The sequence below is a fragment of the Collimonas sp. OK242 genome (assembly GCF_900107095.1).
Taxonomy (GTDB): domain Bacteria; phylum Pseudomonadota; class Gammaproteobacteria; order Burkholderiales; family Burkholderiaceae_D; genus Collimonas.
The window spans coordinates 107595-133186 of sequence record NZ_FNOR01000014.1 but is presented as its reverse complement, the minus strand read 5'-3'; the positions used below and the strand labels follow the sequence as shown (position 1 = coordinate 133186).

The 25592-nt window shown below is 54.9% G+C and carries 25 protein-coding genes; 22 read left to right on the top strand and 3 right to left on the bottom strand.

From position 1 onward, the window contains the following. Window positions 1–107: 107 nt before the first annotated feature. The 17 genes from BLV81_RS16690 (at window position 108) to BLV81_RS16610 (ending at window position 19032) form a co-directional block, all read left to right on the top strand. A complete protein-coding gene (locus BLV81_RS16690; RefSeq protein WP_092358285.1) occupies window positions 108–578 on the top strand; it encodes a hypothetical protein in 471 nt (156 codons plus the stop codon). Window positions 579–671: 93 nt separating this feature from the next. Further along, complete coding sequence (locus BLV81_RS16685; protein ID WP_255365288.1) at window positions 672–1622, top strand: EpsD family peptidyl-prolyl cis-trans isomerase; 951 nt, start codon at window positions 672–674, stop codon at window positions 1620–1622. A gap of 51 nt (window positions 1623–1673) precedes the next feature. Next, complete coding sequence (epsE, locus tag BLV81_RS16680) at window positions 1674–2462, top strand: polysaccharide export protein EpsE (protein ID WP_176992870.1); 789 nt, start codon at window positions 1674–1676, stop codon at window positions 2460–2462. A 61-nt stretch (window positions 2463–2523) separates the two neighbouring features. After that, a complete protein-coding gene (gene epsF, locus BLV81_RS16675; RefSeq protein ID WP_092358281.1) occupies window positions 2524–3915 on the top strand; it encodes a chain length determinant protein EpsF in 1392 nt (463 codons plus the stop codon). Between the two features lie 28 nt (window positions 3916–3943). Continuing rightward, entirely contained in the window at window positions 3944–4819 is an 876-nt protein-coding gene (gene epsG / locus BLV81_RS16670) for a chain length determinant protein tyrosine kinase EpsG (RefSeq protein ID WP_092358279.1), read from the top strand. 112 nt (window positions 4820–4931) lie between these two features. Continuing rightward, window positions 4932–6200, top strand: coding sequence for a polysaccharide polymerase (locus BLV81_RS16665; protein ID WP_092358277.1), 1269 nt, complete (start codon window positions 4932–4934; stop codon window positions 6198–6200). Between the two features lie 23 nt (window positions 6201–6223). Further along, window positions 6224–7345 (top strand): glycosyltransferase family 4 protein, encoded by a 1122-nt coding sequence (locus BLV81_RS16660; RefSeq protein ID WP_092358275.1) that lies wholly within the window; start codon window positions 6224–6226, stop codon window positions 7343–7345. 62 nt (window positions 7346–7407) lie between these two features. Beyond that, window positions 7408–8496, top strand: coding sequence for an acyltransferase family protein (locus BLV81_RS16655; protein WP_092358273.1), 1089 nt, complete (start codon window positions 7408–7410; stop codon window positions 8494–8496). Continuing rightward, window positions 8493–9557, top strand: a complete 1065-nt coding sequence (locus tag BLV81_RS16650) for a glycoside hydrolase family 5 protein (RefSeq protein ID WP_255365287.1) — start codon at window positions 8493–8495, stop codon at window positions 9555–9557. Before BLV81_RS16655 ends, BLV81_RS16650 begins: the two co-directional genes overlap by 4 nt. A gap of 85 nt (window positions 9558–9642) precedes the next feature. Beyond that, window positions 9643–10479: a glycosyltransferase family 2 protein gene (locus BLV81_RS16645; RefSeq protein ID WP_092358271.1), complete on the top strand. Its 837-nt coding sequence runs from the start codon at window positions 9643–9645 to the stop codon at window positions 10477–10479. A gap of 52 nt (window positions 10480–10531) precedes the next feature. Beyond that, the gene (locus tag BLV81_RS16640) at window positions 10532–12013 is read left to right on the top strand and encodes a lipopolysaccharide biosynthesis protein (protein ID WP_092358269.1); all 1482 of its coding nucleotides are present in this window, start codon (window positions 10532–10534) and stop codon (window positions 12011–12013) included. A 99-nt stretch (window positions 12014–12112) separates the two neighbouring features. Then, window positions 12113–12859 (top strand): WecB/TagA/CpsF family glycosyltransferase, encoded by a 747-nt coding sequence (locus BLV81_RS16635; RefSeq protein ID WP_092358355.1) that lies wholly within the window; start codon window positions 12113–12115, stop codon window positions 12857–12859. Window positions 12860–12947: 88 nt separating this feature from the next. Next, a complete protein-coding gene (locus tag BLV81_RS16630; RefSeq protein WP_092358267.1) occupies window positions 12948–14102 on the top strand; it encodes a sugar phosphate nucleotidyltransferase in 1155 nt (384 codons plus the stop codon). After that, entirely contained in the window at window positions 14099–15529 is a 1431-nt protein-coding gene (locus BLV81_RS16625) for a mannose-1-phosphate guanylyltransferase/mannose-6-phosphate isomerase (RefSeq protein WP_092358265.1), read from the top strand. Before BLV81_RS16630 ends, BLV81_RS16625 begins: the two co-directional genes overlap by 4 nt. 39 nt (window positions 15530–15568) lie before the next feature. Next, window positions 15569–16969 carry a phosphomannomutase/phosphoglucomutase gene (locus tag BLV81_RS16620; protein ID WP_092358263.1) on the top strand — a complete coding sequence of 467 codons (1401 nt, stop codon included), beginning with the start codon at window positions 15569–15571 and terminating at the stop codon, window positions 16967–16969. A 30-nt stretch (window positions 16970–16999) separates the two neighbouring features. Then, on the top strand, window positions 17000–17944 hold the full coding sequence (locus BLV81_RS16615; protein WP_143036357.1) for a DUF535 family protein: 945 nt from the start codon (window positions 17000–17002) through the stop codon (window positions 17942–17944). A gap of 41 nt (window positions 17945–17985) precedes the next feature. Then, window positions 17986–19032 carry an acyltransferase family protein gene (locus tag BLV81_RS16610; RefSeq protein ID WP_092358259.1) on the top strand — a complete coding sequence of 349 codons (1047 nt, stop codon included), beginning with the start codon at window positions 17986–17988 and terminating at the stop codon, window positions 19030–19032. Between the two features lie 47 nt (window positions 19033–19079). Here BLV81_RS16610 and BLV81_RS16605 read toward each other — a convergent pair whose 3' ends face one another. Together BLV81_RS16605 and BLV81_RS16600 are read right to left on the bottom strand one after the other, a co-directional pair. Continuing rightward, window positions 19080–20834 carry a chloride channel protein gene (locus BLV81_RS16605; RefSeq protein WP_092358257.1) on the bottom strand — a complete coding sequence of 585 codons (1755 nt, stop codon included), beginning with the start codon at window positions 20832–20834 and terminating at the stop codon, window positions 19080–19082. A 10-nt stretch (window positions 20835–20844) separates the two neighbouring features. After that, window positions 20845–21279, bottom strand: coding sequence for a MarR family winged helix-turn-helix transcriptional regulator (locus BLV81_RS16600; RefSeq protein ID WP_092358255.1), 435 nt, complete (start codon window positions 21277–21279; stop codon window positions 20845–20847). Between the two features lie 174 nt (window positions 21280–21453). On the opposite strand from BLV81_RS16600, the gene BLV81_RS16595 reads away from it, so the two are divergent. The 5 genes from BLV81_RS16595 to BLV81_RS16575 all read left to right on the top strand — a co-directional run bounded on the left by BLV81_RS16595 (window position 21454) and on the right by BLV81_RS16575 (window position 24984). Then, window positions 21454–22047 (top strand): YdeI/OmpD-associated family protein, encoded by a 594-nt coding sequence (locus tag BLV81_RS16595; protein ID WP_092358253.1) that lies wholly within the window; start codon window positions 21454–21456, stop codon window positions 22045–22047. 177 nt (window positions 22048–22224) lie between these two features. Continuing rightward, a complete protein-coding gene (locus BLV81_RS16590; protein ID WP_092358251.1) occupies window positions 22225–22773 on the top strand; it encodes a sigma-70 family RNA polymerase sigma factor in 549 nt (182 codons plus the stop codon). Next, window positions 22770–23525, top strand: a complete 756-nt coding sequence (locus tag BLV81_RS16585) for an anti-sigma factor family protein (protein ID WP_092358249.1) — start codon at window positions 22770–22772, stop codon at window positions 23523–23525. The genes BLV81_RS16590 and BLV81_RS16585 overlap by 4 nt, the downstream gene beginning before the upstream one ends. Window positions 23526–24011: 486 nt before the next feature. Beyond that, window positions 24012–24197, top strand: a complete 186-nt coding sequence (locus tag BLV81_RS16580) for a hypothetical protein (protein ID WP_092358247.1) — start codon at window positions 24012–24014, stop codon at window positions 24195–24197. 172 nt (window positions 24198–24369) lie between these two features. Beyond that, window positions 24370–24984, top strand: a complete 615-nt coding sequence (locus BLV81_RS16575) for a glutathione S-transferase (RefSeq protein WP_092358245.1) — start codon at window positions 24370–24372, stop codon at window positions 24982–24984. A gap of 100 nt (window positions 24985–25084) precedes the next feature. On the opposite strand, the gene BLV81_RS16570 is transcribed toward BLV81_RS16575, so the two are convergent. Beyond that, window positions 25085–25456, bottom strand: a complete 372-nt coding sequence (locus BLV81_RS16570; RefSeq protein WP_092358243.1) for a hypothetical protein — start codon at window positions 25454–25456, stop codon at window positions 25085–25087. Window positions 25457–25592: the final 136 nt, after the last annotated feature.

Here is a 25592-nt window from a genome sequence, read left to right as displayed (position 1 = left end):
CTGCAGCGCAAGTCAATGCTGCGTTCGATGCGTTTTTAGGAGAGAAGATCATGCAAAGAGTCATGTTGTTAATGAGTTTCGCACTAGTTGTTTGCTGCAATGCTGCCATGGCAGCAACGCCCGTGTTTCAACTCAATGCGCCCGATGCCGGCGCGCAGCATCTGCTGGCAATCGATGCCTATCCGTCAAAGGTCGAGCGCGCGGATCCGAATCGGGCGATGCCAACGACATTGGCGTCCCGTCCGACACCGGCTGAGCCGATCGCTCCCCTTGCTTTTGGCGCAATGAGCGAAGAGAGCGGCGCCTGGCGCGGCGCCAATAAAATTCCGGTGACGTTTTCACGCAATGCCGATGATGGCCGCGCCACCGGGAAACTGTCGTCCAAATTAAATAATTCAGACGATTTGCTGTTTTATTTCCTCAAGGATTTCGAGGTGCAACCGCGGCAAAAACCTGGAAGCTGGGCGCTGCTCCTGGTCGGGCTCTGCTTCGTGCTGTATCAGGTGCGCCGCCGTCCCATGCGGACATCTATCGGTTTCTTTTCTGCACCGAAACACATCGGGCAATTTGCTAGCTGATGTTTCGTCGGGCAGTGGTTTTCTTCAGCCCGAGGAAGAAAAGTGCGGAGAGAGTGCATAGATGAAATCTGTTTTATTGATAGGAAGCGAATTTTGAGCAGCTTTGAACGGTTCGGCCATATGCCTGTCATTGGCGGCGCGGTGCGTGTAAAGGGTCTGGGTATTTTGATGTTGCTGGCTGCAATGAGTCTGTCTGCCTGCGGCGATCAGAAAAAAAAGACCAACAAGGTACTTGCCAATGTCAATGGCCATGAAATCACGGCAACTCAGCTTGACGCGGAGTTGCAATATGCAAGCGGCGCGGCGGAAGAAAATGCCGTGCAGCGACAAGCCATGCGGAAACAGGCCATGGAGGCGCTGATTGACCGCGAAGTTCTGTTGGAGGAAGCGTCGCGCAATAAACTCGATCGCGATCCTAAATTGCTGCAGGTCATTGAGCGATTCAAGACGCAAGCGATTGTGCAAGCTTATCTGGAATCCAAAGGAGCGAACCTGGCTAAGCCTTCCAAAGCCGAAATCGATGCTTATTTTCAAAGCCACCCGGAATTATTTGCACATCGCAAGGTTCTTGATATCGAACAATTGACTATTGCCGCGAAGGACTATAGCGGCGCGCTCAAGTCGCAGATGGACACGACGCGGTCGCTGGATCAGATGGAGAGCTGGCTGAAGCAGCACAACATCGCGTATGTGAAAACCCAGCTTACCTATACCAGCGGCGACTTGCCTGAGCAAATCATTGGAAAAATCAAGAATCTGGGCAGAAATCATTTATTTGTCATGCAAGACGGCAAGCAGAACCTGCTCTGCGCGTTAACCGAATTAAGAGATAGTCCGGTGACGGGAGACGCCGCCGCAGCGCAGATCGAGCGCTATCTGCTCAATAAAAAAATGCAGGAAGTGGCCGCCACGGAAATCGCGCGCTTGCGCTCCTCGGCGAAGCTCGAATACGTCGACAAGAGCGCTGGCTTGATCACGGACGAGCCGCCGGTGACGGCCGAGCCGAGCGGGAAGGGCAGGCGCGAAGTAGCAGAAGTCAAATGAACAAGACAAAGATGTGGCAGAGGAAAATAATTTAACAGGGTGACGATAATGATGAAACGAGTCTATGCATGCTTGCTGGCGACACTGCTGGCAATGTACGCCATTTCCGCAACTGCGGCCGATACGCCGTTGGGGGCGGGCGACGCCTTGAAAATTTCCGTATTCGGGAATCCCGACCTGAGTCTGGAAACCAAGGTAAGCGAAGCAGGGAGCATTACCTTCCCGCTCATCGGTGACGTCAGTATCGGCGGTCTGTCTACCGCGGACGCTGAAAAGAAGATTTCAGGCCTGCTGACAGGTGGCGGGTTTTTGCGCAAAGCCGAAGTCAACATCATGGTCACCGAGTTGCAGAGCCAGCAGGTGTCGGTGCTGGGTCAGGTGTTGCATCCCGGCCGCTATCCGGTTGCCGGTAAGCGCAGCGTGACCGATATGCTGGCGGTGGCAGGAGGCGTTGGTCCGGAAGGCGGCGATACCGCCACCGTCGTCCGCACCCGAAACGGGAAAACCAGCAAGCAAATCGTTAATCTGACGGAGATGATGCAGTCTGCCGACATGAAGTCGAATGTTGACCTGGTCAACGGCGACGTGATTTTCGTGGACCGCGCTCCCAAGTTCTATATCTACGGCGAAGTGCAGCATCCGGGCGGATACAAGCTGGAACACAACATGACGGTGGTCCAGGCCTTGTCGATCGGCGGCGGCCTTACTCCGCGCGGCACCGAGCGCGGCATCCGCATCAAGCGCCGCGACGCCAAGGGCAACCTGGTAGAAATCAATGCAAGTCACGAAGAGACGCTGCAGGCGGACGACGTCGTGTATGTGAAAGAGAGCTTCTTTTGAACTATCTCATCCACGCGGACGTTTTGCCGCCCTTTTATTCTGCTGTTCGAAAGGAGCTCACATGACTTTTTCTCAGCTTCTCACCATTCTGCGGGCGCGCTACAAGATCATTGTATTGACGCTGCTTGTGATAGTCCTTGCCACAGCGGCGGTCAGCCTGGCGTTGCCAAAAACGTACAAAACCTCGACCACGGTGCTGCTCAATTACAAAGGCGCCGATCCGGTCTCTGGCAGCGTGCTGCCGGCGCAACTGGCGTCCGGCTACATGGCCACGCAAATCGATATTGTCACCAGTCGGCGGGTGGCCTTGAAAGCGGTCGACAATCTTGGCCTGGCAGACCAGCCAGCTTTTAAGCAACGTTTCCAGCAACTCACGCACGGCAACGGATCGATCCGGGAATGGCTGGCCGATACCTTGCTGAAAATGGTAGAGGTGGCGCCGTCGCGAGAAAGCAGCATGATCGAAATCTCCGCCAAGGGGGGCGATCCGGCCTTCGTCGCACAGGTCGCTAACGGCTTCGCCACCGCTTACCAGCAGCTCAATTTGCAAATCAAGGTCGAACCGCTGCAGCAGGCAGCCAAATACTTCACAGGGCAAGTCGCGGCCTTGCGCGCCAATCTGGAAGATGCGCAAGGCAAGCTGTCCGCGTACCAGCAGGAGCACGGCCTGGTCAGCACCGACAACCGTCTCGACGTTGAAACGGCGCGCTTGAACGATTTGTCCAGTCAGCTGGTGCAAGCGCAAGGGCAGGCGGCGGAAGCATCCTCGCGCGGCAGGCAGGCGATGGGCAGCGGCGGTAGAGATTCACCGGATGTGGTATCGAATATGCTGGTTCAAAATCTGAAATCGTCATTGGCGCTGGCGGAAGGAAAATTTGCGCAGCTATCTCAGAATCTGGATGTGAATCATCCGCAGTACCAGGCCGCCAAAGCCGAGGTCGACAGGTTGCGCGCCGAACTGAACAGCAGCATCGGCGCAACCAATAACGCGGTTGCGAATAACGGCCGCATCTTGCGTCAGCGCGAAGCGGAGGTACGCGCCGCGTTGACGGCCCAGACTGCCAAAGTGTTCCAGCTCAATCACGCCCGCGACGGGCTATCGGTGCTGGTCAAGGATGTTGAAAGTGCGCAGCATGCATACGATGCTGCCGCTCAACGGCTGACGCAGACCGAGCTCGAAGGGCAATCGCATCAGTCCGATGTCTCGGTACTCAATCCGGCGGTGGCGCCGCTGTTTGCTATCAGTCCCAATGTACGGTTGAACGTGGTGTTGTCGATACTGCTCGGCGCCATGCTTGGGCTGGCCCTGGCGGTATTGGCGGAATTGGCGAATCGTCGCGTACGGTCTAGCACCGATCTGATCAATGTGCTAAAGGCGCCAGTGCTCGGCACCATCGCCTGGGGCAGGCCGCCGCGGAGATTTGCATTCTCCAGGTTATTTTTAACGCGATGATCGCGCACACGCTGGAAAGGTTAAGAAAATGAACGGTCCGGTAAGTTCTATCGTCAGTGCCGGTGCGGCGTCCCGGAAGGACATCCACATGGGTCGCATGCTGGTTGAGCAAGGCAAGCTGACACTGGAAGAAGTGGAAAGCGTGCGCCGCCTGCAAAAGGAAGAAGGGCTACGCTTCGGCGAAGCGGCGCAACGCCTGGGGCTGGTTAGCGAGGCCGATATCCAGCAGGTGCTGGCGCGTCAATTTGATTATCCCTACCTGCAGGCGGGCGGTGGAAATTATCCGGCGACGCTAATGGCCGCGTACCAGCCGTTCAGTGCGGAAGTCGAAATGCTGCGTTCGGTACGCAGCGAGTTGATGCTGCGCTGGTTCCGTCCGGGCCGCAAGACCTTGGCGATTGCCAGCGTCAATCCGGGCGATGGGACCAGCTTGCTGGCGGCAAATCTGGCCGTCGTGTTTTCTCAGCTCGGCGAGCAGACCTTGCTGGTCGATGCCAATTTGCGCAACCCATGCCAGCACAAGATATTCAATCTGGCGGCGGGACGCGGGCTGGCCGATGTGCTGGCCGGACGCGCCGGCCTGGATATGCTGGCGATGGCCGAATCGTTCATCGACCTGTCGTTATTACCCGCGGGATCGTTAGTGCCCAATCCCCAGGAATTGATCAATCGTCCCAACTTCGTTGTGATGAATGAAACGCTGTGCGACCGCTTCGACATCATTTTGTATGACACGCCGGCGTTTTCAAGCGCAGCGGATGCCTTGACCATTGCCGCACGCGCCGGCGGCGTGCTGCTGGTGGTGCGCAAGGATCACACCCGTGTCGCCGATCTCGCCGCGTTTAGCGAGCAACTCCGGCGCAGCGGCACTGAAGTCGTCGGCTCGGTAATGGTCAGTTTCTGATGAACGGGAAAATCAATTCTTGTAGTCGGGGCGAGCGCGGTTTTCCACGTCTGGCTGCAAGCTGCATCGTCATCGAACATAAGTCGTGGACATAAGTGTGGACAAAAGCCGTATGCCTTTTTTTACAAACATCAGGAATTTTATTTTTCCTCGACAAGCCGGTTTGCCCGCCGCAAGAGCGGTGTTTTGGATTCTGACGGTCGCGCTGGTGTATCAGGCGGTCTTATGTGCGATTCATACGAACGTTCATGCAATTTCTGTTGCCGGGGTGGGACTTACTGAAGCCGCCATCTACATCGCATGCATTGCTGTGTTGATCAAGCGTATCCGGCTTGAGTTCGTCGCTGTCGCATCCCTGGTGGCAGCCTACTTGCTCCTGATGGCGATTTTGCGCAATCAGCTGGACCCGAAGGGGTTCAGGGATGTGATGATTCCTATCCTGTTCTACGGGCTCGGACGGGAAATCGGCAATGTTAAATATACCGATCGCCTGCTTAAGCTGATGGTTTTTCTGGTGCTGGCTTTCGGATTTTTCGAATTATTCTTCCTCGATCTGTTTTCGCAGGTCTTCAATATTTTTTCCTATTACGTCAGCCAGGGCAATCTGGCGGCCGGATCCAACTGGGCAAAAGATAGCGTGCTGGGGCTGAACGGGATACGGCCGGAAGGGATAGGCCGCACGATTTTGCCATCGTTGATCGGCAACCACCGGATATCGTCGATCTTTCTGGAACCCGTTTCGCTGGGCAATTTTGCAGTCATCATCGCGGCCTGGGGGTTATCGAAACGGCGCGGCGAGATCAAGGAGATGATTTTTTTCCTGCTGGCCGCCGCCACAATGATTGTATTAAGCGACTCGCGCTACGGCATGATCACGGTTGCAGCGCTGGTCGTGATGCGCTGCTTGCCGCTGGGTAGAACCAATACCTGGCTGATCGTTATGCCATTCCTTAGCGTGACGCTGCTGCTGTTGCTCGCGACGGTTTTTGGCGGCCATTACAGCGACAGCGTTCTTGGCCGGCTCTTTGTAAGCGGGAAAACATTGTCGAATCTGGATCTGGGAATGATATTCGGCCTGGACGGATTCAATATCAGCTTTGGCGACATGGGCTATCCCTCCTTGCTCACGCGGCTCGGCCTGCTGTTATGCATCTTTTTATGGGCTGCATTCTGGATGCTGAAAATGGAAGACGAGAGAGGCGATCGGTTCCGGGCTTACATCACGCTGTATATGTCTCTGATCTTGTGTGTGAGCGGAACTTCTCTGTTCGCGTTGAAAACCGCCGGCATTCTGTGGTTCCTGGTCGGCTGCGCCGCAGGTCGCGCGAAAGATGCCGTGCCGGCGCGTCCGGCAACGGCGTCACAGCCATCCGGCGCCTAGCAAGAAATCAAAGGAAATCAAATATGTCTATTAAAGTCGTGCACATCGTGCGTCAGTATTCTCCCTCCATAGGCGGCATGGAAGATGTGGTCCAGAATATCGCCAAACAGCAGCGCGAGCATCACGATCAGATTCCAAAAATCGTTACGCTCAACCGGCTGTTCAGGAATTCCGCTGAATTTCTTGCCCCTGAAGCGCAGATCAACGGCGTTGGCGTGGTGCGCCTGCCGTTTCACGGTACCAGCAGATATCCGCTGTGTCCCCAGGTGCTGCAGCATGTGGCGGACGCCGATGTGATTCATGTGCATGGCGTCGATTTCTTTTTCGACTATCTGGCCGTTACCAAACCATTGCATCGCCGGCCTCTGGTGGCGTCGACTCACGGCGGATTTTTTCATACAAAGTTTGCATCGAAACTAAAAAAAATCTACTTCAATACAATAACTCGCACTTCTTCGATGGCTTACGACAAGATCATTGCCACCAGTGATAACGATGGCGATATTTTTGCCAAAATCGTCAGTCCGCCAAAATTGGCCGTTATTGAAAACGGCGTCAATGTCGAAAAGTACAGCGGCCAGGCGGCGTCAGCGCCCACGAGAACAATGATTTATTTCGGCCGGTGGTCTGTCAATAAAGGTTTGCTGGAAACGCTGGCCTTGTTCAAGCAATTGGTAGTGCGCGAACCAGGCTGGAAACTGATCATCGCCGGCCGTGAATACGATCACACCGCGGACGAACTCCGCACCGTGGTGTATCAACAGCAACTGACGGGCCTGGTGCAGATAGTGCCGAACCCGTCAGATCACGAACTGGCGAGCCTGATCGGACAATCCAGCTATTTCATTTGCCTGTCGCGGCATGAAGGTTTTGGCATTGCGCCAATTGAAGCGATGAGCGCCGGGCTGACGCCAGTGCTAAGCGATATCCCGCCGTTTCGCCATTTGATCGAGCAATCAAAGATCGGGCTTCTGCTCTCGGCAGGAAACGCTGAAGACAACATAGCTAGCCTGTTGAAATTGCATGAAGAGACGCACGCGGACTACGCACTCAGGCGGGTGCAGATGCAGCAGTTCGCGGACCGTTACAACTGGCGCCATATTGCCGACAAATATATCGATGTCTACAAAGACCTGGCGGGCTAAGCCCACTGAAAAAAATGGATATGCACATTGAAAACCTCTGTTGAAGATAGTTGATACCGGCCATGGATAAAACAAGAATCGATGCAATCACAGGCTTGCGCGGACTGGCGGCGCTGCTGGTTGTGTACGGCCATACGGTGAGTTGGTTCTCGCTTCCCTGGAAAATCAATTTTTCCGGTGAAATCGGCGTGATGGTTTTCTTTTCATTGAGCGGCTTTCTCATGGCCTATCTTTATCTTGGAAAGAAATTTTCAGCCCTGAGCGTGGCCGACTACGCGATATCCAGATTTTCGAGAATTGCACCGGCTTATCTTGTCATTTTGCTGTTCTCATTTCTTATCTACACATACATCGACCCGAATTTCGTGTATGACATTTCGAGTAAAAACATTCTTCGCCACATTTTTTTCTCAGGCAATGTGTCGGTGTTCTGGAGCATCACGCCCGAGGTCGAATTCTATTTTCTGTTCGTACTTGTCTGGGCTGCGGCCAGTCGCTACGTGACGCGCGTCGATATCGCAGGCCTGCTATTCCTGACTTTCGGCGCCCTGATTTTTTTGTCGTACCGGGATATGTTTCCAGGTACTTTTGTCGGTGCGAAACTTCACTATTTCCTGTTTGGCGTCATTGCCGGAATCGTTCGCTCGAGAATCGGGACTGCGAACCAGGACGGCAAAGCTATCCTCGTCCTGCATGCGCTGTTGCTGGCATCGATGGGGTTGATGGAGGGCGGCTGGATTGCCCTTCCTTTTGCGAGCAACAAGGAATTCTATAGCAGCATTTTGACAGCCGTTTTCGGTTCCTTCCTGGTGTTCGGCTTTTCGTTTCCATCCGCACTAGGCAAGTTTTTCTTCGAAAACAAGGCAATCGTTTTATGCGGGGAATGCAGTTTCTCGATTTATTTGCTGCATATGCCGATCATTTATGTTTGTCATAAATTTCTTCCGTCTCCGTCTCCTTTGCAGATGGTTTTACTGATCCCCTTTGTGGTTCTTGTCCTCGGGCTTTCGTGGCTCAACTTTCAATTGATTGAAAAGCCGGGAGCACGCTTAATCAGGTTCATGGGGAGTGCATTCAAACAAAAATTCATTCCGCTATTGCCACTGGCGACCCGTCCACAACCCCTCTCCGTTGAAAGTGAAACCAGATGATGAAATTTTTTCCAAATAGGGCGCACGGCAGCGTTTCCCGGATCCCTGCAATCTGGCGCCGGACGCTGGCCATCGCGGCGGCGGTCGGATGTGTCTTGTTTTGCGACTTGGCAGTTGCCGGCTGCCTGGATGGCAAACGCATGGCCGGCGTCAACCTGAGCGGCGCCGAGTTCGCTGCGGACAAATTACCTGGGACGGTCTTTAAAGATTACGTCTATCCCGACCTGGCTGACATGCAGCATTTTCAATCGCTTGGGATGAACACCTTTCGCCTGCCGTTCCTGTGGGAGCGGATACAACCGAAATTATTCGGCGCGCTTGATCCGGGGGAATTGCAAAGGATAAGGGACAGTGTCGCGTCCGCGCAATCGCTGGGAGTCTGCATTGTTCTCGATGTTCACAATTTCGGCCAGTATCGCGGCAATCCTATCGGTTCGTCAGAGGTGCCGCGCGCAGCCTTCATCGACTTGTGGACACGTTTGCTGACGGCGTTCAAGGATCCAGCCAACACCGCGTTCGATCTGATGAATGAACCCGCAAAAATGTCGGTGGCGGCCTGGGCCTCGACTGCGCAGGAAACGCTGAACGTCTTGCGCAGGCGCGGCTCGAAGCATCTGATCATGGTTCCCGGCGGCGGCTGGAGCGGCGCGCATTCCTGGGACGCGAAAGATAACGGCGTGTCGAATGCCGATGCATTCCGGTCGTTTCGCGATCCGGCAAACAATTACATGATTGAAGTGCATCAGTACGCGGACGCCGATTCCTCCGGCACCGCCAATAGTTGCGTCGACCCCGCCCGTTTGAGCGCGATCATGGCAAACGTCACCGTTTGGGCCAACTCGACGAGGCAGCGCTTGTTTCTCGGTGAATTCGGGGTGGCTGTCAATGACCCGTGTTTAAAGGCGTTGACGGCAATTATGGAGGGAATGAAGGGGAACTCTGCCTGGGGCGGCTGGACTTACTGGTCCGCCGGCAAGTGGCTGGGGACTTATCCGTTCAGTATCCAGCCCGATGACAGCGGCGATAAGCCGCAAACGGCCATTTTGAAAAATTACATGTAGCAGTGAAATTCAAGGCAGGGCGCAGCGGATTGCGCTTGATATTTTGGCTATGCATCCGAGGCGCAAGAAGAGCAAAGGAATTTAAATGAAATTTTCACTGATATTGGCCACGGTAGGACGCTCAGATGAAGTCGCCCGGCTTCTGGCATCGCTGGACGCCCAAGACTATCGGAACTTCGAATTGATCGTGGTCGATCAAAACAAAGACGACAGGCTGCTGCCTATCCTGGCGTCCTATCGCGAGAAATTTTCCATTCGGCATGTGCGCTCGGTTGCGCACGGCGCGTCGCGCGCACGCAATGTCGGTCTTGGACTGGCGGATGGGGATGTGATTTCCTTTCCTGACGATGATTGCTGGTATCCGCCAGGCCTGCTGCAAAAGGTCGTCACCGTATTGGACAGTCATCCGGAACTGGATGGAATTACCGGACGATTTACCGACGGCGACGGCCGCACCGAGGGGCGTTGGCTGGAAAGCAGCATGCTGTTGAATCGCTATAACGTTTGGCGCGGAGCGATTGAATTCAGTATTTTTCTGCACCGCCGCGTGGTCGATGCGGTAGGGCCGTTTAACGAATTGCTGGGCGTCGGCGCCGGTACGGTCTGGGGGGCCGCGGAGGGGACCGATTATCTTTTGCGTAGTCTGCGGCATGGTTTCAAGTTGAAATTTCTGGTCGACTTGACCTTGCACCATCCGGTCAAGACCACCGATTTCGATGCCGTCGCCTGCAGCCGGCAGAAGAAATACGAGACTGGAATCGGCCACGTGATGCGGATCAACGATTACCCGCTCTGGTACTTCCCGGCCACTTGCCTGCGCACTTGCGTCGGTATTTTATTGGCGGTGGCGAAAGGCGATTTTCCGAAAGCGCGATTCAAATACGTCAGCGTGTTGGCGCGCATGCAAGGTTGGCGCGGTTAGCGCGGGCGGAGCGAGTATTCGTGTCTGAATTTTTTATAAGATTAGGAGCAAGATGAATCAGAAGAGCGCCCGCGGCGGCTTGGCATCGGGATCGATCTGGTCGATCGTGGATAACCTTGCGCAGCAAATACTGTCGTTCGCCGTCTTTGCGGTTCTGGCGCGCTTTCTGACGCCAGACGCATTTGGCCTGCTGACTATTGCGCATCTGTTCATCTTATTCACCAGGCTGGTGGTATTCGACGCGATTGCCATGCCCATCGTGCGCTCCGCCATGCCAAGCGACCGGCTTTATTCATGGGTGTTTACGTGTTGCACAGCGGTCGGTCTGCTGCTCGCCGGATTGATGTTTTTTTCGGCTGGGATGGTGTCTTCTCTGTTTCGGGCACCGGAGTTGAAGACGGTGCTGCAGGGGATGAGCGTCTCGATCCTGTTCTTCGGCCTGGTGCGCGCTTATGAGGCGCGGCTTGTGCGCAGCATGATGTTCCGCCAGCTTGCAATCCGCTCGATTTTTTCAGTAACCATCGGCGGTGCTGTCGGTATCGCGCTTGCCGCCAGCGGCTGGGGGGCGATGTCCCTGGTGGTGCAACAGGTGACAGCGTCCGGCCTGGCGCTGGTGCTGGTCGTGATGCAGAGCCGCTGGCTGCCGCGCATGGTGTTTGATGGCGCGTTGACGCGTAAATACTGGAATGATATTCGACAAGTGGGACTGAGCGGCGTGCTCGGATTTGCCAACACCAATGGCGATTCCCTGCTGGTGGGAATTTTCCTGGGCCCGTATGCCACTGGCCTGTACAACCTGGCAAAGCGGGTGACATCGTCTGTATATCTGGTCATCTCCAGTTCGATGCACAAGGTCGCGCTCCCGGTGTTCTCCGACGCCGGGATGGATCTGGCGGCGCTGCGTCGCGGTTACTTGAAAATTCTCGGCATTACCTTGTTTTGCGTTGCTCCCTTGCTGTGTTTTCAGGCTGTTCTGGCGACGCCTTTGGTGGTCACGGTTTTCGGTGAGAAATGGTTGCCGGCGGCGCCGACGGTAGGCGCCCTGGCGCTGCTATATCTGATCTCGTCGATTGTGCAACTGAATGACTATCTGTTTTTCGCCTTGGGGAAAAATCGTGTCCCGGTGTTGCTTGGTATCGCGCAACTGACGCTCGCGACCGGCCTGGCTGCGATTTTTTACCGGTTCGGCCTGCTCGGCATGAGCTTGTCTTTCTGCGCCGCTTATCTGCTGGTGTTTCCGGTGTCGCAATTGTTGCTGAGCCGAGAGCTCGGATTGAGTTTGCGCACGACCTGGTACGCGCTGGCGCCGCCTCTGGTGGGCAGCACCATCTTGCTCCTTGGTTTAGCTGCTTATCTGTTGCTGATGCAACAGCACTTCACCAATGTGGCCCTGGTTGGAGGAGGGGTTTTTGTTGCGAGTTTGTTGTATCCGCTGATGGTAATTATCACAGGATGGCATATCAGGGCGGTCAACGGCTCCTGGCACGAGGTGTTGCTGTCGGTGATCCGCTTGCGTCGGTTTTTCGTGCGGTAGGTGACCGCAGCGCTTGCACGATGGCCAGGCGCCGAGGATGTGCGGACTAAGATTTTTGCATTTTTTGTTTTGGGTATTGTTGTTAAGAAGGGGCTGTACATGAAAGCAGAAAAGATCATTCCGATCGCCGGTTTTCCAGTTGTTACAACGACTTCGCCAGCGTTGAGCCGATATTTGTTACGCACAGTGCGGGCTAATAAAAAAGCGACACTGTTTTTCGCTAATACCAATTTCATTGTTCAATGCCGCCATCTGCTTGACAAGATCAAGCGGGATGCCGTGACGGTAGTCAATGATGGCGTTGGCATGGATATCGCGGCCTATCTTTTTCGCCGGGAAGCATTCAAGGAAAATTTGAATGGCACGGATTTCGTGCCGCAATTATTTTGCGCTGCGAGAACACCCATGCGCGTGTTCATGTTGGGCGGCAAGCCGGAGATACTCAAAAAATCAGCCGATCATGTCCGTAGGACCTTGAACCAGATGGTGGTTGGCAGCTGCGACGGGTATGACGGCATGGCAATCAATCGCGCAACGCTGGTTGAGTCGATCAACAACTCGCAAGCGGAAGTCGTTCTGGTGGCGCTTGGCAACCCGATTCAAGAGGAATGGATACTCGCCAATCGCCAGGCCCTGAATGCAAATGTGGTGATCGGCGTTGGCGCCCTGTTCGATTTTTGGGGCGGCTACAAGCCGCGCGCGCCGCGCCTGGTGCAACACACCCGGCTCGAATGGCTATATCGGCTGTGCCTTGAGCCGCGCCGGCTGTTGCGCCGCTATACCATCGACATCATGACGTTCCTGATTTTGTGCCGCAAATATCGCGAAGGAACTCGACAGACTTGAAGTGACTGGTCAGGCGCTTGCCGGCAGATCGATAGCAGCCGGAAGCGCCGGATCTTATTTTTTAATGCAAATTAGTGAGGTAGAAAACATGAAAGCAATGATTTTAGCTGCCGGCAAGGGCACTCGTGTTCAGCCATTAACTTACGATCTACCCAAACCGATGATTCCGATTTTGGGCAAGCCGGTAATGGCCTACCTGGTCGAATATCTCGCCAGTTACGGCGTGCGCGACATCATGGTGAATGTCAGTTACCTGCATCAAAAAATAGAAGAATATTTTGGCGACGGCAATCAGTTCGGCGTACAGATCGGCTATTCCTTCGAAGGCTATGTCAACGACAGCGGAGAAGTAGTGCCGGAGCCCCTGGGCTCGGCCGGCGGCATCAAGAAAATCCAGGAGTTTGCCAATTTCTTCGACGAAACCACCATCGTGATATGCGGCGATGCCTTGATCGATCTCGATCTTACCTCCGCGCTGTTCGAACACAAGCGGAAAGGGGCGTTGGCCAGCGTCATCACCAAGGAAGTGCCATGGGACAAGGTGCACAACTACGGTGTCGTGGTGGCGGACCAGGATGGGCGCATACAGTCGTTCCAGGAAAAGCCGGACATGAACGACGCTCTCTCCAATTTCGCCAGCACCGGCATATATATATTCGAGCCTGAAGTCATCGATCTGATTCCCGCCGACACCGTGTTCGATATCGGTTCCGAGCTGTTCCCGCTGATGGCGAAAAAGGGGATGCCGTTTTATGCCCAGCAGCGCTTTTTCAACTGGATCGATATCGGTACCGTGACCGATTTCTGGAGTGTGCTGCAAAGCGTGTTGCAGGGCGAAGTCGCGCAACTGGAAGTGCCCGGCACGCAGATCGCAGATGGCCTGTGGGTCGGCCTCAACACCAGCATAGATTGGGATGGAACGACCATCGAAGGTCCGGTCTATATCGGTTCCGGATGCAAGATCGAGGCCGGTTGCAAGATCGTCGGTCCGACCTGGATCGGCCATGGCAGCCACATATGTTCCGGAGCGGAGGTGGTGCGCAGTGTGTTGTTTGAATACACCCGCATACTCGACAACGCGCATCTGGATGAAGTCATTGTGGTCAAGGAATATAGCGTTGACCGCGCCGGAAACATGCGCAAGCTGCCGGAGGCCGGCACTGACGACTGGGGCGATGCACGCGACCGGCTGCCGGAAAGGCACTCGGAAAATAAACCGTCTTTGTCACTGAGCGAACTATGAATATATATCCCGTCATCCTGGCCGGAGGTTCCGGAACGCGCTTATGGCCGCTTTCACGCGAGGCATTGCCGAAACAACTGCTGCCGCTATGCTCAGACAACTCCATGCTGCAAGAAGCGCTGTTGCGCCTCGCGGATTGGCCGGAGCTGATGCCGCCGCTGCTGACCTGCGGTAACGAGCATCGCTTCCTGGTGGCTGAGCAACTGCGTGCAATCGATGTTGTCCCGCTCGATATTCTGCTGGAGCCGGAAAGCAAGAATACCGCGCCGACGGTGGCGGTCGCGGCGCATTACCTGCTGCAACAGGATAAAGACGCCGTGATGCTGGTGTTGCCGGCCGACCATGTTATCGGCGATGTGGCGGCCTTCCACGCTGCCGTCCTGCAAGCGCGGCAAGCCGCGGAAAACGGCGCACTCGTCACATTCGGCATGGTGCCGTCCGGCCCTGAAACCGGCTATGGCTATATTCGCCGGGGCAAAGCCGCGGCGCAAGGTGGCGCAGGGTGTTATGCCGTCGAACGATTCGTCGAAAAACCTGACCGCGCCACCGCAGAGACTTTTGTCGCAGATAAGGCATATAGCTGGAATAGCGGCATGTTTTTATTCAAGGCAGCGCGCTACCTTGAAGAATTGCGGGAGTATCGCCCTGCGATTGCAGATAGTTGTCAAAAAGCGTTCGACGGCGCTTACCACGATCTCGATTTTTGCCGCTTGAACGAAGCCTCCTTCGCCGTTTGCCCGCCGGAGTCGATCGACTACGCTGTGATGGAACACACTCGCCACGCGGTAGTGCTGCCGGCGGACATAGGCTGGAGCGATGTCGGTTCCTGGTCCGCGCTGTGGGAAATACTGGAGGAGACCGAGGGGGATTCCGAGCGGAATGTGTTGCGTGGGGACGTGTACACGGACGATGTTCAGAACTCGATGATACGTGCAGAGAATCGCTTCGTCGCGGTGATCGGCGTCCAGGACCTGGTGGTGGTGGAAACCAAGGATGCGGTATTGGTGGTGCACAAAGACCAGGTGCAGGGCGTCAAGAAAATTGTCGAAGACCTCAAGAAAAATAGCCGTACCGAGCACATGAACCATATGCGCGTGTATCGGCCCTGGGGCAATTATGAGGGCATCGATGCCGGCGACCGTTTCCAGGTCAAGCGCATTACTGTTAATCCCGGAGGAAAACTGTCTCTTCAAATGCATCACCACCGTGCCGAGCATTGGGTGGTAGTCACCGGAACGGCGCTGATTACTCGCGGCGACGAGGAAAAACTTCTTACCGAGAATGAGTCAACTTACATACCGATCGGTGTCAAGCACCGCCTGGAAAATCCCGGAAAAATGCCTTTGCACCTTATCGAAGTGCAATCCGGCGGCTATCTGGGCGAAGACGACATCGTTCGCTTCGACGATATATATAAACGCAGTTGAAACGTCTCGATACATTTATTTCTCACTCACATGAAAACTATGCTTCCACTCAAAAACTCGATATTCAAAGCCTATGACATCCGTGGCATTGTTGGTAAAACACTAGATGTCGGCATCGCGAAAAAAATCGGCCTGGCTTTCGGTATTGCGGCCCGCGCAAAAGGTGAAAATACGGTTGTCATCGGCCGCGATGGACGTTTGTCCGGCCCTGAATTGAGCGCCGCGCTGGCGGCCGGCTTACAAAAAGCCGGCGTGGATGTGATTGATTTGGGAATGGTCGCCACACCGATGGTTTATTTCGCTACACATGTCCTGGGCGCCCAATCCGGTGTGATGGTGACCGGCAGCCATAATCCGCCTGATTACAACGGTTTCAAAATGGTGCTGGCTGGCGAGGCGATTTATGGCGAGACGATACAGGCCTTGTATCAGCAGATCGTCAGCGCCGCCCCGTCCAGGCAAGCGCTGGCGGAACCTGGCAACTACCGTAGCCACGATATCAGGGACGCTTATCTCCAACGGATCTTGAGCGACGTCAAGTTGGCTCGCCCCATGAAAATCGTGGTGGACTGCGGCAATGGCGTCGCGGGCGCCTTCGCCGGCGATTTGTATCGCGCACTCGGGTGCGAGGTGCAAGAGCTGTTTTGTGAAGTGGATGGGACCTTCCCCAATCATCATCCCGACCCGGCCCATCCGGAGAATCTGCAGGATGTGATTCATGCCCTGCAAACCGGCGACGCGGAACTTGGGCTGGCTTTCGACGGCGATGGCGATCGTCTCGGCGTAGTCACCAAAGACGGCCAGGTCATCTATCCGGACCGCCAGCTGATGTTGTTTGCCGCAGACGTGCTGACGCGCCATCCCGGCCAGGATATTTTATACGACGTTAAATGCACGCGTCATCTGGCGCCGTGGATCGACAGGCATGGCGGCCAGCCATTGATGTGGAAGACCGGACATTCGCTGGTGAAGGCCAAGATGCGGGAGACGGGAGCGCCGCTCGGCGGCGAGATGAGCGGCCACGTTTTCTTCAAGGATCGCTGGTACGGCTTTGATGACGGCTTGTATGCAGGTGTCCGTTTGCTAGAGCTGCTGAGCCGCGAAAGTGATCCTTCTGCGGTACTGAACGCATTGCCTCAGTCTATCAGTACGCCCGAGTTGCAACTGCAGATGCACGAAGGCGAGAATTTCGCATTGATAGAAAAACTGCAGGAAGAGGCAAAATTCCCAGGGGCCGAGGACATCATCAAGATCGACGGTTTGCGCGTCGAATATGCGGATGGATTTGGACTGGCGCGCTCGTCAAATACAACACCGGTAGTGGTGATGCGCTTCGAGGCTGAATCGGAAGCTGCTTTGGCGCGCATACAGGCGGAGTTCAAACGTGTGATTCTGGCTGCGAAGCCGGATGCCGTTCTGCCTTTTCAAATGACTGCTTAGATAAATAAAAAATTCGAAAAGGAGTTCTTCGTGATCTCTATCTCAAAACTGCCATTTAAATTTTTTATTGCCAATACATCAAGAATTACCCGGAATATTTTGATGAGAGGATCGATGCTGAAATTAAAGACATGGCATCGAGGACTGCTGCTCATTTTAAATATCCGGCAACATTTGAAATTCATCCGCATCCTCAGTCACCAGCAAACCAGGCAATTGATCGTTAGCAAGCCGGAACTGACTTACAAGTACTTGAGAAACTACATCTCTTTTAGTATCCCTGCAAGAACCGGTTTGTTGATACTGATTTCGCATTATTCATATCTCCAGAATCATTTCAAAATTGATTTTTTAGAGAGAATTTCACATTCTCCTGTGCTGCTTTGGGGGCAATATATCGACGGAGTTTTATTTGAAATAGTGATGGCTTTTCCGCACACGGTCGACCATGAAGGGGATTTGTGCTTGATCTTCAAAAGCGATATGGTGAGCATTTATCGTGTGATTTTTGTCATAGCCGATGGCAGCTTGTTTGAGCTTCCCGACGATCATGTGATGTGTGTATCCAGTGTCCAGGGAATCAACGGTTTCCAGGGAATTCAGCAGGCAACAAAAATTTGCCATGAGATTCAGCCGGCCCAGTTGTTGATGGCTGCAATGAATGGCGTGGGGTTGGCTCTCGGTTTCAAGACGATGGTAGGCATTGCCAGCAAAAGCCAGATTTCGCAGAATGAAAAATTTTATTTTTCATATGATGAATTTTTTGGAAAATATGGCGATCCTGTCCCGCGAAAAAACTTTTATAAAATTCAGCTGCCGTACATAGAAAGCCCGCTGGATTCAATCAAAACCCGTCATCGTAAAAGGACGCAAAAAAAACGCGCTTTTAAAAATGAAATCAGAGATAAGGTGGCCTGTTCGGTTGAGCAATATCTTGTCAGGCAAGCCATCCATTGTTCAATCCCGAATACATGAGAAGAAACGGTATTTTTCCACACTGAATAAAGGCACCATTTTTGTCGAGCTATCCTTCACCACGCAATCAGGCTTCATCTGATCACTACGGCTTTATCGACAATGCCAAGGCCATCGGCATGGTCCTGGTTGTTCTCGGTCACAGCAGGGGACTGCCCGACTATCTTGTGACGCTGATATTCGGCTTTCACGTTCCCTTGTTTTTTTTCATTTCCGGATTCCTGATCAAGCCAAGCAAACTGGATGCGGCCATTTCCCGCTATGCCAAAAAGATATTGCAAACCCTGGCCATTCCTTATTTCCTGTTTTTCTTGCTCGCTTTTCTGTACTGGCTTGCTACGCGCAACATCGGCGCGAAGGCTTTGCTGACTGCCGGCCAGGCATGGTATTCCCCCGTCGCCGGCTTGTTTACGGGGTTGGAATCCGATCTTTTTGTTGATCCCCCCCTCTGGTTTTTCCCTTGCCTGATCATGACGGCGATAAGCTATCACGCCTTACGCAAGTTCCTGACATTGACGGCGGCGACCTGTATCTGTGTAGCCCTTGCTTTTGTCATTACGCTATTCTGGAAAGATTCGCCCTTTAGACTTCCCCTAAGTCTGGACAGCATGTGGGTAGCGCTATCGTTTTACGCTGTTGGACAGTATGTTCGCGAGAAGAATTTCTTCAGCAATATAAAGCCGGGCTACCTGTTCCTCATTTTTATCATTGCGGCAGCGCTGCTTGTTTATGCGGAGGGACTCAACGGCAAGGTCGATTTCGCCAACATGCATTTCGGCAGATGGCCGGCGCTGTATATGCCGACCGCCTTGCTGGGGATTATCGCTACGTTTGCGGTTTCCGCGTTATTTCCTGTGTCGAGAGCAAGCGCTTGGATATCGAAAAACACCCTGACAATTTTTCCGGTGCATTTCATTTTCTTGAGCCTGGTACGTGGCGTCATGGTTTCCTTGCATACGATTCCGAACGACTACGCCTATGGCATCGAATGGAGTGTCGTCAGCAGTGCTTTGTCGATACTGTTTTGCGTCCCGCTCGTAGTGTTTTTACGCCGCATGCCGATTTCAATAACCAGAAATTCCCATTGAGAATGCCGCAGTTCCACGTGCGGCGATAATCCGCTGCTTTTGTGTTTTTAGCTCAACAGCCGCTCGCGCTTTTGCTCTTCATCAAAAAACAGCCGCGACGGTTTGATCAGGTCGCTGCGGCTGATGATGCCGATCAGGCGCCGGCTTTGCAAGTCGCTTACCACCGGCAACCGTTCCAGATGATGGGTCGCCATGCGTGCGGCTGCGATACGGCAGGTTTCGGACGGTAGCGCAACCAGGGCGGCGGATGGTTCCATGCGAGCGGGAATGAACAATGTCGTCAGCGTGTTGCTGCCATCGGCCTGCGCACCGAAGCTGCTGCGTTCGACCATGCCTATCAGACCTTGCTCTACGTCGACCACCGGGTAGCAGCGATGCACTTGCTGTGCGCCGAAATAGCGCTCCAGGGTTTCTGCTATCGTGAGGCTGGCCGGGATCGCCGCTACCGCATGCGTCATCACTTCATCCACGTGCTGCCGTTCCAGCGGATCGACACCGTATTCGCGATAGATGTGATAACCGCGGCGGGCGATTTTTTCGGTCATGATCGAGCGCCGCATGGTCAATACGGTAAAGCCGTAAGCGACGCCGGTGGTGAGCAGCAGCGGCAGCAGCGCGTTGGTGTCGCGGGTCAGGCCGAAGGCGAAGACGGCAGCGGTAAGCGGCGCACCGAGTACGCCGGCCAGGACCGCCGCCATGCATACCAGCGGCCATAAATGCGCGTCGCCGCCAGGCAGCCACGGCGCCAGCACGGTGCCCAGGCCGGCGCCGATAATCAGCAATGGCGCCAGGACGCCGCCGGAAGTGCCGGAGCCGAGCGCAATGACCCAGATCACGGCTTTGACCAGCAGCAGGCCCAGCGCCAGTTGCAAGGCCAGGTTGCCGTTGAGCAGGTCGCCGATGACATCGTAGCCGACGCCGAGCGCACGTGGCTCAAAATAACCGCCTATGCCGACCGCGATGCCTCCTAACGCCGGCCACCACATCCAATGGATCGGCAGTTTGCCGAACAGGTCCTCAACCTTGTACAAGGCAGTCGACATCAATGCCGACAGTGTGCCCCCCAGAATGCCTGCGATGACGCAAGAGAATAGGGCGCTGATGCCGATTTCCGATGTCTGTAATGGAAACAGCGGGCCGGCATCCAGCAGCAACGGGCGGGTGAATCCGGCGACTGCGCAGGCGACGATGACCGGCAGCAGGCTGCGTGGCCGCAATTCGAACAGCAGCAGTTCCACCGCCAGCAGCACGGCCGCCACCGGCGTGCCGAACACCGCGGTCATGCCGGCCGTTGCGCCGGCCACCAGCAAAGTTTTGCGTTCGGCTCCGGTCAGATGGAAATGCTGAGCGATCAGCGAACCGATGGCGCCGCCGGTCATGATGATCGGGCCTTCCGCGCCGAACGGGCCGCCGCTGCCGATCACGATACCCGAGGACAGGGGCTTGAGTATGGCGACCTTGGCCGACATTTTACTTTTGCCGAACAAGATCGCTTCGATGGCTTCCGGAATTCCGTGGCCGCGGATTTTTTCAGATCCGAAGCGTGCAATCAGCCCGACAATCAAGCCGCCCACGACCGGCAACAGGATCACCCAGGCGCCCAGGTGATTATCGGCGGGTGAACGCGTAACGAAAGACAGCGTTTGATAGAAGAACAAGTTAGTGAACAGCCGGATCAGCTTAAGCAGTGCAAATGCCGCCAGCGTGCCGAAGCCGCCGATCAGCACCGCGATCAGTGAAATTTTAAGCAGGCGCGTATCGGCCGCGAAATCGCGTTTGTGCGGTTGATGTTTGGGAGGCATGATGGAATTTTCAAATATTGAAAGTATTGAAGGTATTGATATTGGGCACGCGGAAAATATCGCTCAGGGTGTTCAGTTCGGCATGGTGCAATTCCGCCAGCTTGGCCAGGCAGCGTTCGCCGGCCGGCAGCAGGTGGATGTTGACCTGGCGGCGGTCGATCTCGCTGTTGCGGCGTTCGACCAAAGCGAGCTTTTCGCAACGCGAGATCAGCGCAACGACGCTGTGATGCTGGGATTGCAGGCGCTCGGCAAGCTCGCCGACGCTGGCCCAGTCACGGCCGGGAGTGCCTTTTACATGCAGCAACAGTAGGTATTGCTGAGGTGTAACGCCTTCGCTTTGGGCTGCGTCTTCACTGAAACGCAGGAATTTTCGGAGTTGGTAGCGAAAGGTCGATAGCGCTTCAAAGTCTTGCTTGGACAGGGATGAGGGGGGTGTCTGATGCACGGTTTTCCGGGGAAATGGGATTCTTGGGATCGGATAATATATCACAATACGATATAAATTCACCGAGGCGTGATTTGATTCAAATGACGTGCGCCATTTGCCTGCAGCGGCGTGGCCAGGAAGATTCGAAAAATAGTAATAAAATGCAACTTCCGTCAGCGTGGGGGAAAGCCGATGAATTCAGATCGAAGCAAGGTTGCGGAGCTGCCGATACAGCTTTTCGATCGGCAAAAGGACTGGGCCGCATGGCTGAAGAAGAACCATGACAAATCGCCCGGGGTCTGGCTGCGGCTGGCAAAGAAGAGTTCGGATCGGACTTCAGTTTCATATCCGGAGGCGCTAGAGTCGGCGTTATGCTTCGGATGGATAGATGGCCAGAAAAAGAGCGACGATGACGATTTCTGGCTGCAGAAATTTACGCCGCGTTCAGTCAAGAGCATCTGGTCCAGGATCAATCGCGACAACGCCTTGAAGCTGATCGAAAGCGGCCGGATGATGCCATCCGGGCTCAAGGAAATAGAGCGCGCCCGGAACGACGGCCGTTGGGATGCCGCCTATGACTCAGCCAGCGCGTCGACCGTGCCGGCAGATTTTCAGGCAGCACTGGACGCCAGCCCGCGTGCGCAGACGTTTTTTGCCAGCCTCAACAGTAGTAATCGTTACGCCGTTTTGTTCAGGATTCAAACCGCCAAGAAAGCGGAGACGCGTGCCAAGCGCATCCAGGACTACACCCGCATGCTGGAACGGCACGAGAAATTTCATCCGTGATTTGTTTTTTCGCTATGCGTGATGTCAGGTAGCAACGTCAGCAACGGGAATGCCGGTGTACCCTGTCATTTATTCCCGGCCGAAATTCCAACTCAAGATTTCAACTTAATCGGCTTTCCCGGGAATTAATTTTGCATATCGGCGGTCTTGTGTTTCATGAACCTTGGAAATGCCTGGATGATCGACTCGACAAAGAAGCAGCGATTCCAAGCCAGCGTACTGCCGCACTTGAACTCCGCGTTCAACCTGGCGTGCTGGCTTACGCGCAGCCGTCAGGATGCGGAGGACGTGGTACAGGAGGCTTATTTGCGCGCTTTTAAATTTTTCGACAGTTTTCATGGCGATGACAGCCGTGCCTGGCTGCTGACGATCGTGCGCAATACTTTCTACACCTGGTATCAGGAGCAGCAGAAACAGCGGCAGCAAACCGTATTTGACGAGGATGTGCATATTTGCCAAACCGGCGACGGGTCCGGCATGGCGTATGCGGACAACAATCCGGAGACGCTGCTGATGCAGAAAGACAGCGAGCGGCAGCTGCAGCAGGCGCTGCAAGCCTTGCCGTTGGAGTTTCGCGAGGTGATGGTGATGCGCGAACTGGAAGAGCTGTCCTATAAGCAGATCGCCGCCATCGTCGGCATTCCGATCGGCACGGTAATGTCGCGTCTCGGGCGCGGTCGTAAATTGCTGGCGACAATTCTTGCGCCGGCCAGGCAGGAGGCATGATGGGTCATCAGGAAATACTGGAGCTGTTGCCGGCGTATGCTGATCAGGAGCTCGGCATAAGCGAGGCGCTGGAGGTGCAGCGCCATCTTGAGAGCTGCGCCGATTGTCAGCGCGAATATGCCGCGCAGCGCATCGTCAGCGCACGCTTCAAGCAGGAGGCGGATTATTTCGATGCTCCGGCGCATCTGGTGCAGCGCATCAGCGCCGCCTTGCCGCAAGACCCGCCGCGCGCCAAGCCCTGGCACGTCAGCTGGCTCAATCTCGGCGCCGCCATGGCTGCCGGGCTGGCGCTGGCATGGAGCGCAGGCTTGTATCTCAATCTGCCGTCTGAGCAGGATACATTGACTGACGAAGTGGTTGCCAGCCACGTTCGCTCACTCCAGGTCAACCACCTTTCGGATGTGGCCTCAAGCGACCAGCACACGGTAAAACCCTGGTTCAACGGCAAGTTGAATTTTGCTCCGCCGGTGGTCGATCTGGCGCCCCAGGGTTTTCCGCTGATCGGCGGCCGTCTCGATTATCTCGGCGGCCGGCCGGTAGCCGCGCTGATTTATCGGCGCGCCCAGCATCCTATCAATTTATATATATGGCCGAGCAACGACAGGGACGCAGCGCCGCAGTTGCAAAACAAGCAAGGTTATCATGTGGTGCGCTGGACTTGGGACGGCATGAATTACTGGACGGTATCCGATCTGGCCGCGAACGAACTGGAAAATTTCGCGGGGATGGTGCGCTCCACGGTACGGCAATAAGTTACCTGAATAAGCACCCCCGATGAGTTGCCGCGCATTGTGCGCAAGATGTTGTTCTTTCTCTCACTATCCGGGACATGCCTTACATTTTTTGATGGGCGCCGACAAACTAATAACATTTTCTTGTTTGACAGATGCCAGTTCGTGGACGAAAGTGAATAGGTTCGGAATGGCAGTAATTCGCGCGGCCTTGCGTGCCTGCCCAGATGGCGTAGCCTGCATGGACGCGAATAGGCATCAATAGGCAGGAATAGGCAATAAGCTGCCACTTTTGACAGTTCAACAAGAATCACCAAAAGCGTACTATCAAGGAAAAGAGGCGGCTACCTGTACGGTATGCCTCCTGGCGGCAGAGCCGAGGGTAAGTTGTTTTCCCACGCATCGCTGTGTCCCTGTTTTCCCTTGTAAGAAAAAGAAAAGGCATGTCGTCACTGTCAGCAGTGCCGGGATGCTCCTTCCTTTCGACATTAAGCTAAGGAGATACTAATGGTTAGGCTGAACGAAGCTACCGTCACTTTTAAAGGACTGGCTTACGAATTCGATAGCACCGCCGAGGCGATGGAATTCAAGAAACGCCTGGAAGCAGGCGGCGATCCGAAGCGCTACGCAGATACATTCAAATGCATCGATATCTACTCAACTCCCGCTAAGCGTGAGGTGCAGGAAGCCTGACGCGACGAACTTTCGCTGTTGCCGGTGTTGATGCGAGCAAGTGTGGCGCCAACACCGGATTGATGTCGTTCTATGCTAGGATTTCCCTTCGATAAATTCATTGCGTCGACTGCGTTTGTCGCATGCTGCGGTATGCGCGATAGCCGTCGCCGAACAATCAACTGGAGAACCTATGCAGCTCATCGGCATGCTTGACTCACCTTATGTCCGCCGCGTCTCGATTTCCTTGCAATTGCTTGCAATTCCATTCGAACACCGCTCCATCTCCGTGTTCAGCACCTTCGAGCAATTTCGTGCGATCAACCCGGTAGTCAAGGCGCCGTCGCTGGTTTGCGATGATGGCGAGCTGTTGATGGATTCGACGCTTATCCTGGACTATGCGGAAGCTCTGGCGGCGCCTGGCAAAAGCCTGATGCCTGCCGCTATCGGCGAGCGCCAGCATGCATTGCGGGTGATCGGGCTGGCATTGGCGGCTTGCGAAAAAACCGTGCAGATTGTCTATGAGCGCAACTTGCGGCCGGCAGAGAAGCAGCACGAGCCTTGGGTCGCGCGGGTCCAGGGCCAGCTCTATGCCGCCTACCAGGCGCTGGAACTCGAACTGCGCAACAGGCCATTGGAAGTCGCCAGCAAGACGATTAATCAGGCGGGTGTGACCACTGCCGTTGCCTGGCAATTCACGCGGATGATGTTGCCGGAAATCGTCCTCGCGGCCGATTATCCAACGCTGCAATCGTTCTCCGAACGAGCGGAACAGCTGGCTGAGTTCATCGCTGCACCGCCGTTATAAGAAACTGCCGAGCCGCGGGCAGAGCCTGGCGGCGGCTATAGTGCTGTTTTCATGAAAGCAGCCCTTGGATTGGCTGCTGATTCGGGTCTTTATTCGAATTTCAATTCATCAGGCGGCATTGCCGCAGCTCGCATTTGTACAGCTGTTGCTGGCCGTCTCGGCAACTGACCTGATACGTTTCGGCTGCGGTGGTCTTCGCGATCAGTGTTGCGCTGCCAGCCGGGGTGCAGGCGTTCCGTTTCGCCATCCGTTCCACGGTGTCGGACAATTCTCCGCTCTTCCGGTTGGAGGGCTGTTGCGGCACGTCGACAATCTGTTCGGACGGACTCAATGATTCTGTTAGCGATACCGGCGCCGGTGCTGAACTGCGTGGCGGGGGCGTATAGCTGCGCACATTTGGTTGTGCAACGCAGCCGGCAAGGAGGACGGCTGCAACGGCGGCGGTAGTGAGAAGTAGCGACGGACTTTTCATGCGTCTCCCAATAAAAAATGCATCAATCCGGACTGTGATGTCAGTGTGCCAAATGTATCATCTTTTGGAGAACGTCAGCGCGACCTTAAGTTTAGCCCCGGTTGGCAAAAATAGAAACCATAGGCCAAACGAAAGC

Excerpts from the sequence above, each read along its gene's own strand:
- BLV81_RS16650 (WP_255365287.1), top strand. The coding sequence starts at position 8,493 with ATGATGAAATTTTTTCCAAATAGGGCGCACGGCAGCGTTTCCCGGATC.
- BLV81_RS16605 (WP_092358257.1), bottom strand. The coding sequence starts at position 20,834 with ATGCCTCCCAAACATCAACCGCACAAACGCGATTTCGCGGCCGATACG.
- BLV81_RS16625 (WP_092358265.1), top strand. The coding sequence starts at position 14,099 with ATGAATATATATCCCGTCATCCTGGCCGGAGGTTCCGGAACGCGCTTA.
- BLV81_RS16635 (WP_092358355.1), top strand. The coding sequence starts at position 12,113 with ATGAAAGCAGAAAAGATCATTCCGATCGCCGGTTTTCCAGTTGTTACA.
- epsG (WP_092358279.1), top strand. The coding sequence starts at position 3,944 with ATGAACGGTCCGGTAAGTTCTATCGTCAGTGCCGGTGCGGCGTCCCGG.
- BLV81_RS16690 (WP_092358285.1), top strand. The coding sequence starts at position 108 with ATGGCAGCAACGCCCGTGTTTCAACTCAATGCGCCCGATGCCGGCGCG.
- BLV81_RS16640 (WP_092358269.1), top strand. The coding sequence starts at position 10,532 with ATGAATCAGAAGAGCGCCCGCGGCGGCTTGGCATCGGGATCGATCTGG.
- BLV81_RS16620 (WP_092358263.1), top strand. The coding sequence starts at position 15,569 with ATGCTTCCACTCAAAAACTCGATATTCAAAGCCTATGACATCCGTGGC.
- BLV81_RS16660 (WP_092358275.1), top strand. The coding sequence starts at position 6,224 with ATGTCTATTAAAGTCGTGCACATCGTGCGTCAGTATTCTCCCTCCATA.
- BLV81_RS16580 (WP_092358247.1), top strand. The coding sequence starts at position 24,012 with ATGGTTAGGCTGAACGAAGCTACCGTCACTTTTAAAGGACTGGCTTAC.
- BLV81_RS16645 (WP_092358271.1), top strand. The coding sequence starts at position 9,643 with ATGAAATTTTCACTGATATTGGCCACGGTAGGACGCTCAGATGAAGTC.
- BLV81_RS16595 (WP_092358253.1), top strand. The coding sequence starts at position 21,454 with ATGAATTCAGATCGAAGCAAGGTTGCGGAGCTGCCGATACAGCTTTTC.
- BLV81_RS16630 (WP_092358267.1), top strand. The coding sequence starts at position 12,948 with ATGAAAGCAATGATTTTAGCTGCCGGCAAGGGCACTCGTGTTCAGCCA.
- BLV81_RS16590 (WP_092358251.1), top strand. The coding sequence starts at position 22,225 with ATGATCGACTCGACAAAGAAGCAGCGATTCCAAGCCAGCGTACTGCCG.
- BLV81_RS16570 (WP_092358243.1), bottom strand. The coding sequence starts at position 25,456 with ATGAAAAGTCCGTCGCTACTTCTCACTACCGCCGCCGTTGCAGCCGTC.
- epsF (WP_092358281.1), top strand. The coding sequence starts at position 2,524 with ATGACTTTTTCTCAGCTTCTCACCATTCTGCGGGCGCGCTACAAGATC.
- epsE (WP_176992870.1), top strand. The coding sequence starts at position 1,674 with ATGAAACGAGTCTATGCATGCTTGCTGGCGACACTGCTGGCAATGTAC.
- BLV81_RS16585 (WP_092358249.1), top strand. The coding sequence starts at position 22,770 with ATGATGGGTCATCAGGAAATACTGGAGCTGTTGCCGGCGTATGCTGAT.
- BLV81_RS16575 (WP_092358245.1), top strand. The coding sequence starts at position 24,370 with ATGCAGCTCATCGGCATGCTTGACTCACCTTATGTCCGCCGCGTCTCG.
- BLV81_RS16665 (WP_092358277.1), top strand. The coding sequence starts at position 4,932 with ATGCCTTTTTTTACAAACATCAGGAATTTTATTTTTCCTCGACAAGCC.
- BLV81_RS16655 (WP_092358273.1), top strand. The coding sequence starts at position 7,408 with ATGGATAAAACAAGAATCGATGCAATCACAGGCTTGCGCGGACTGGCG.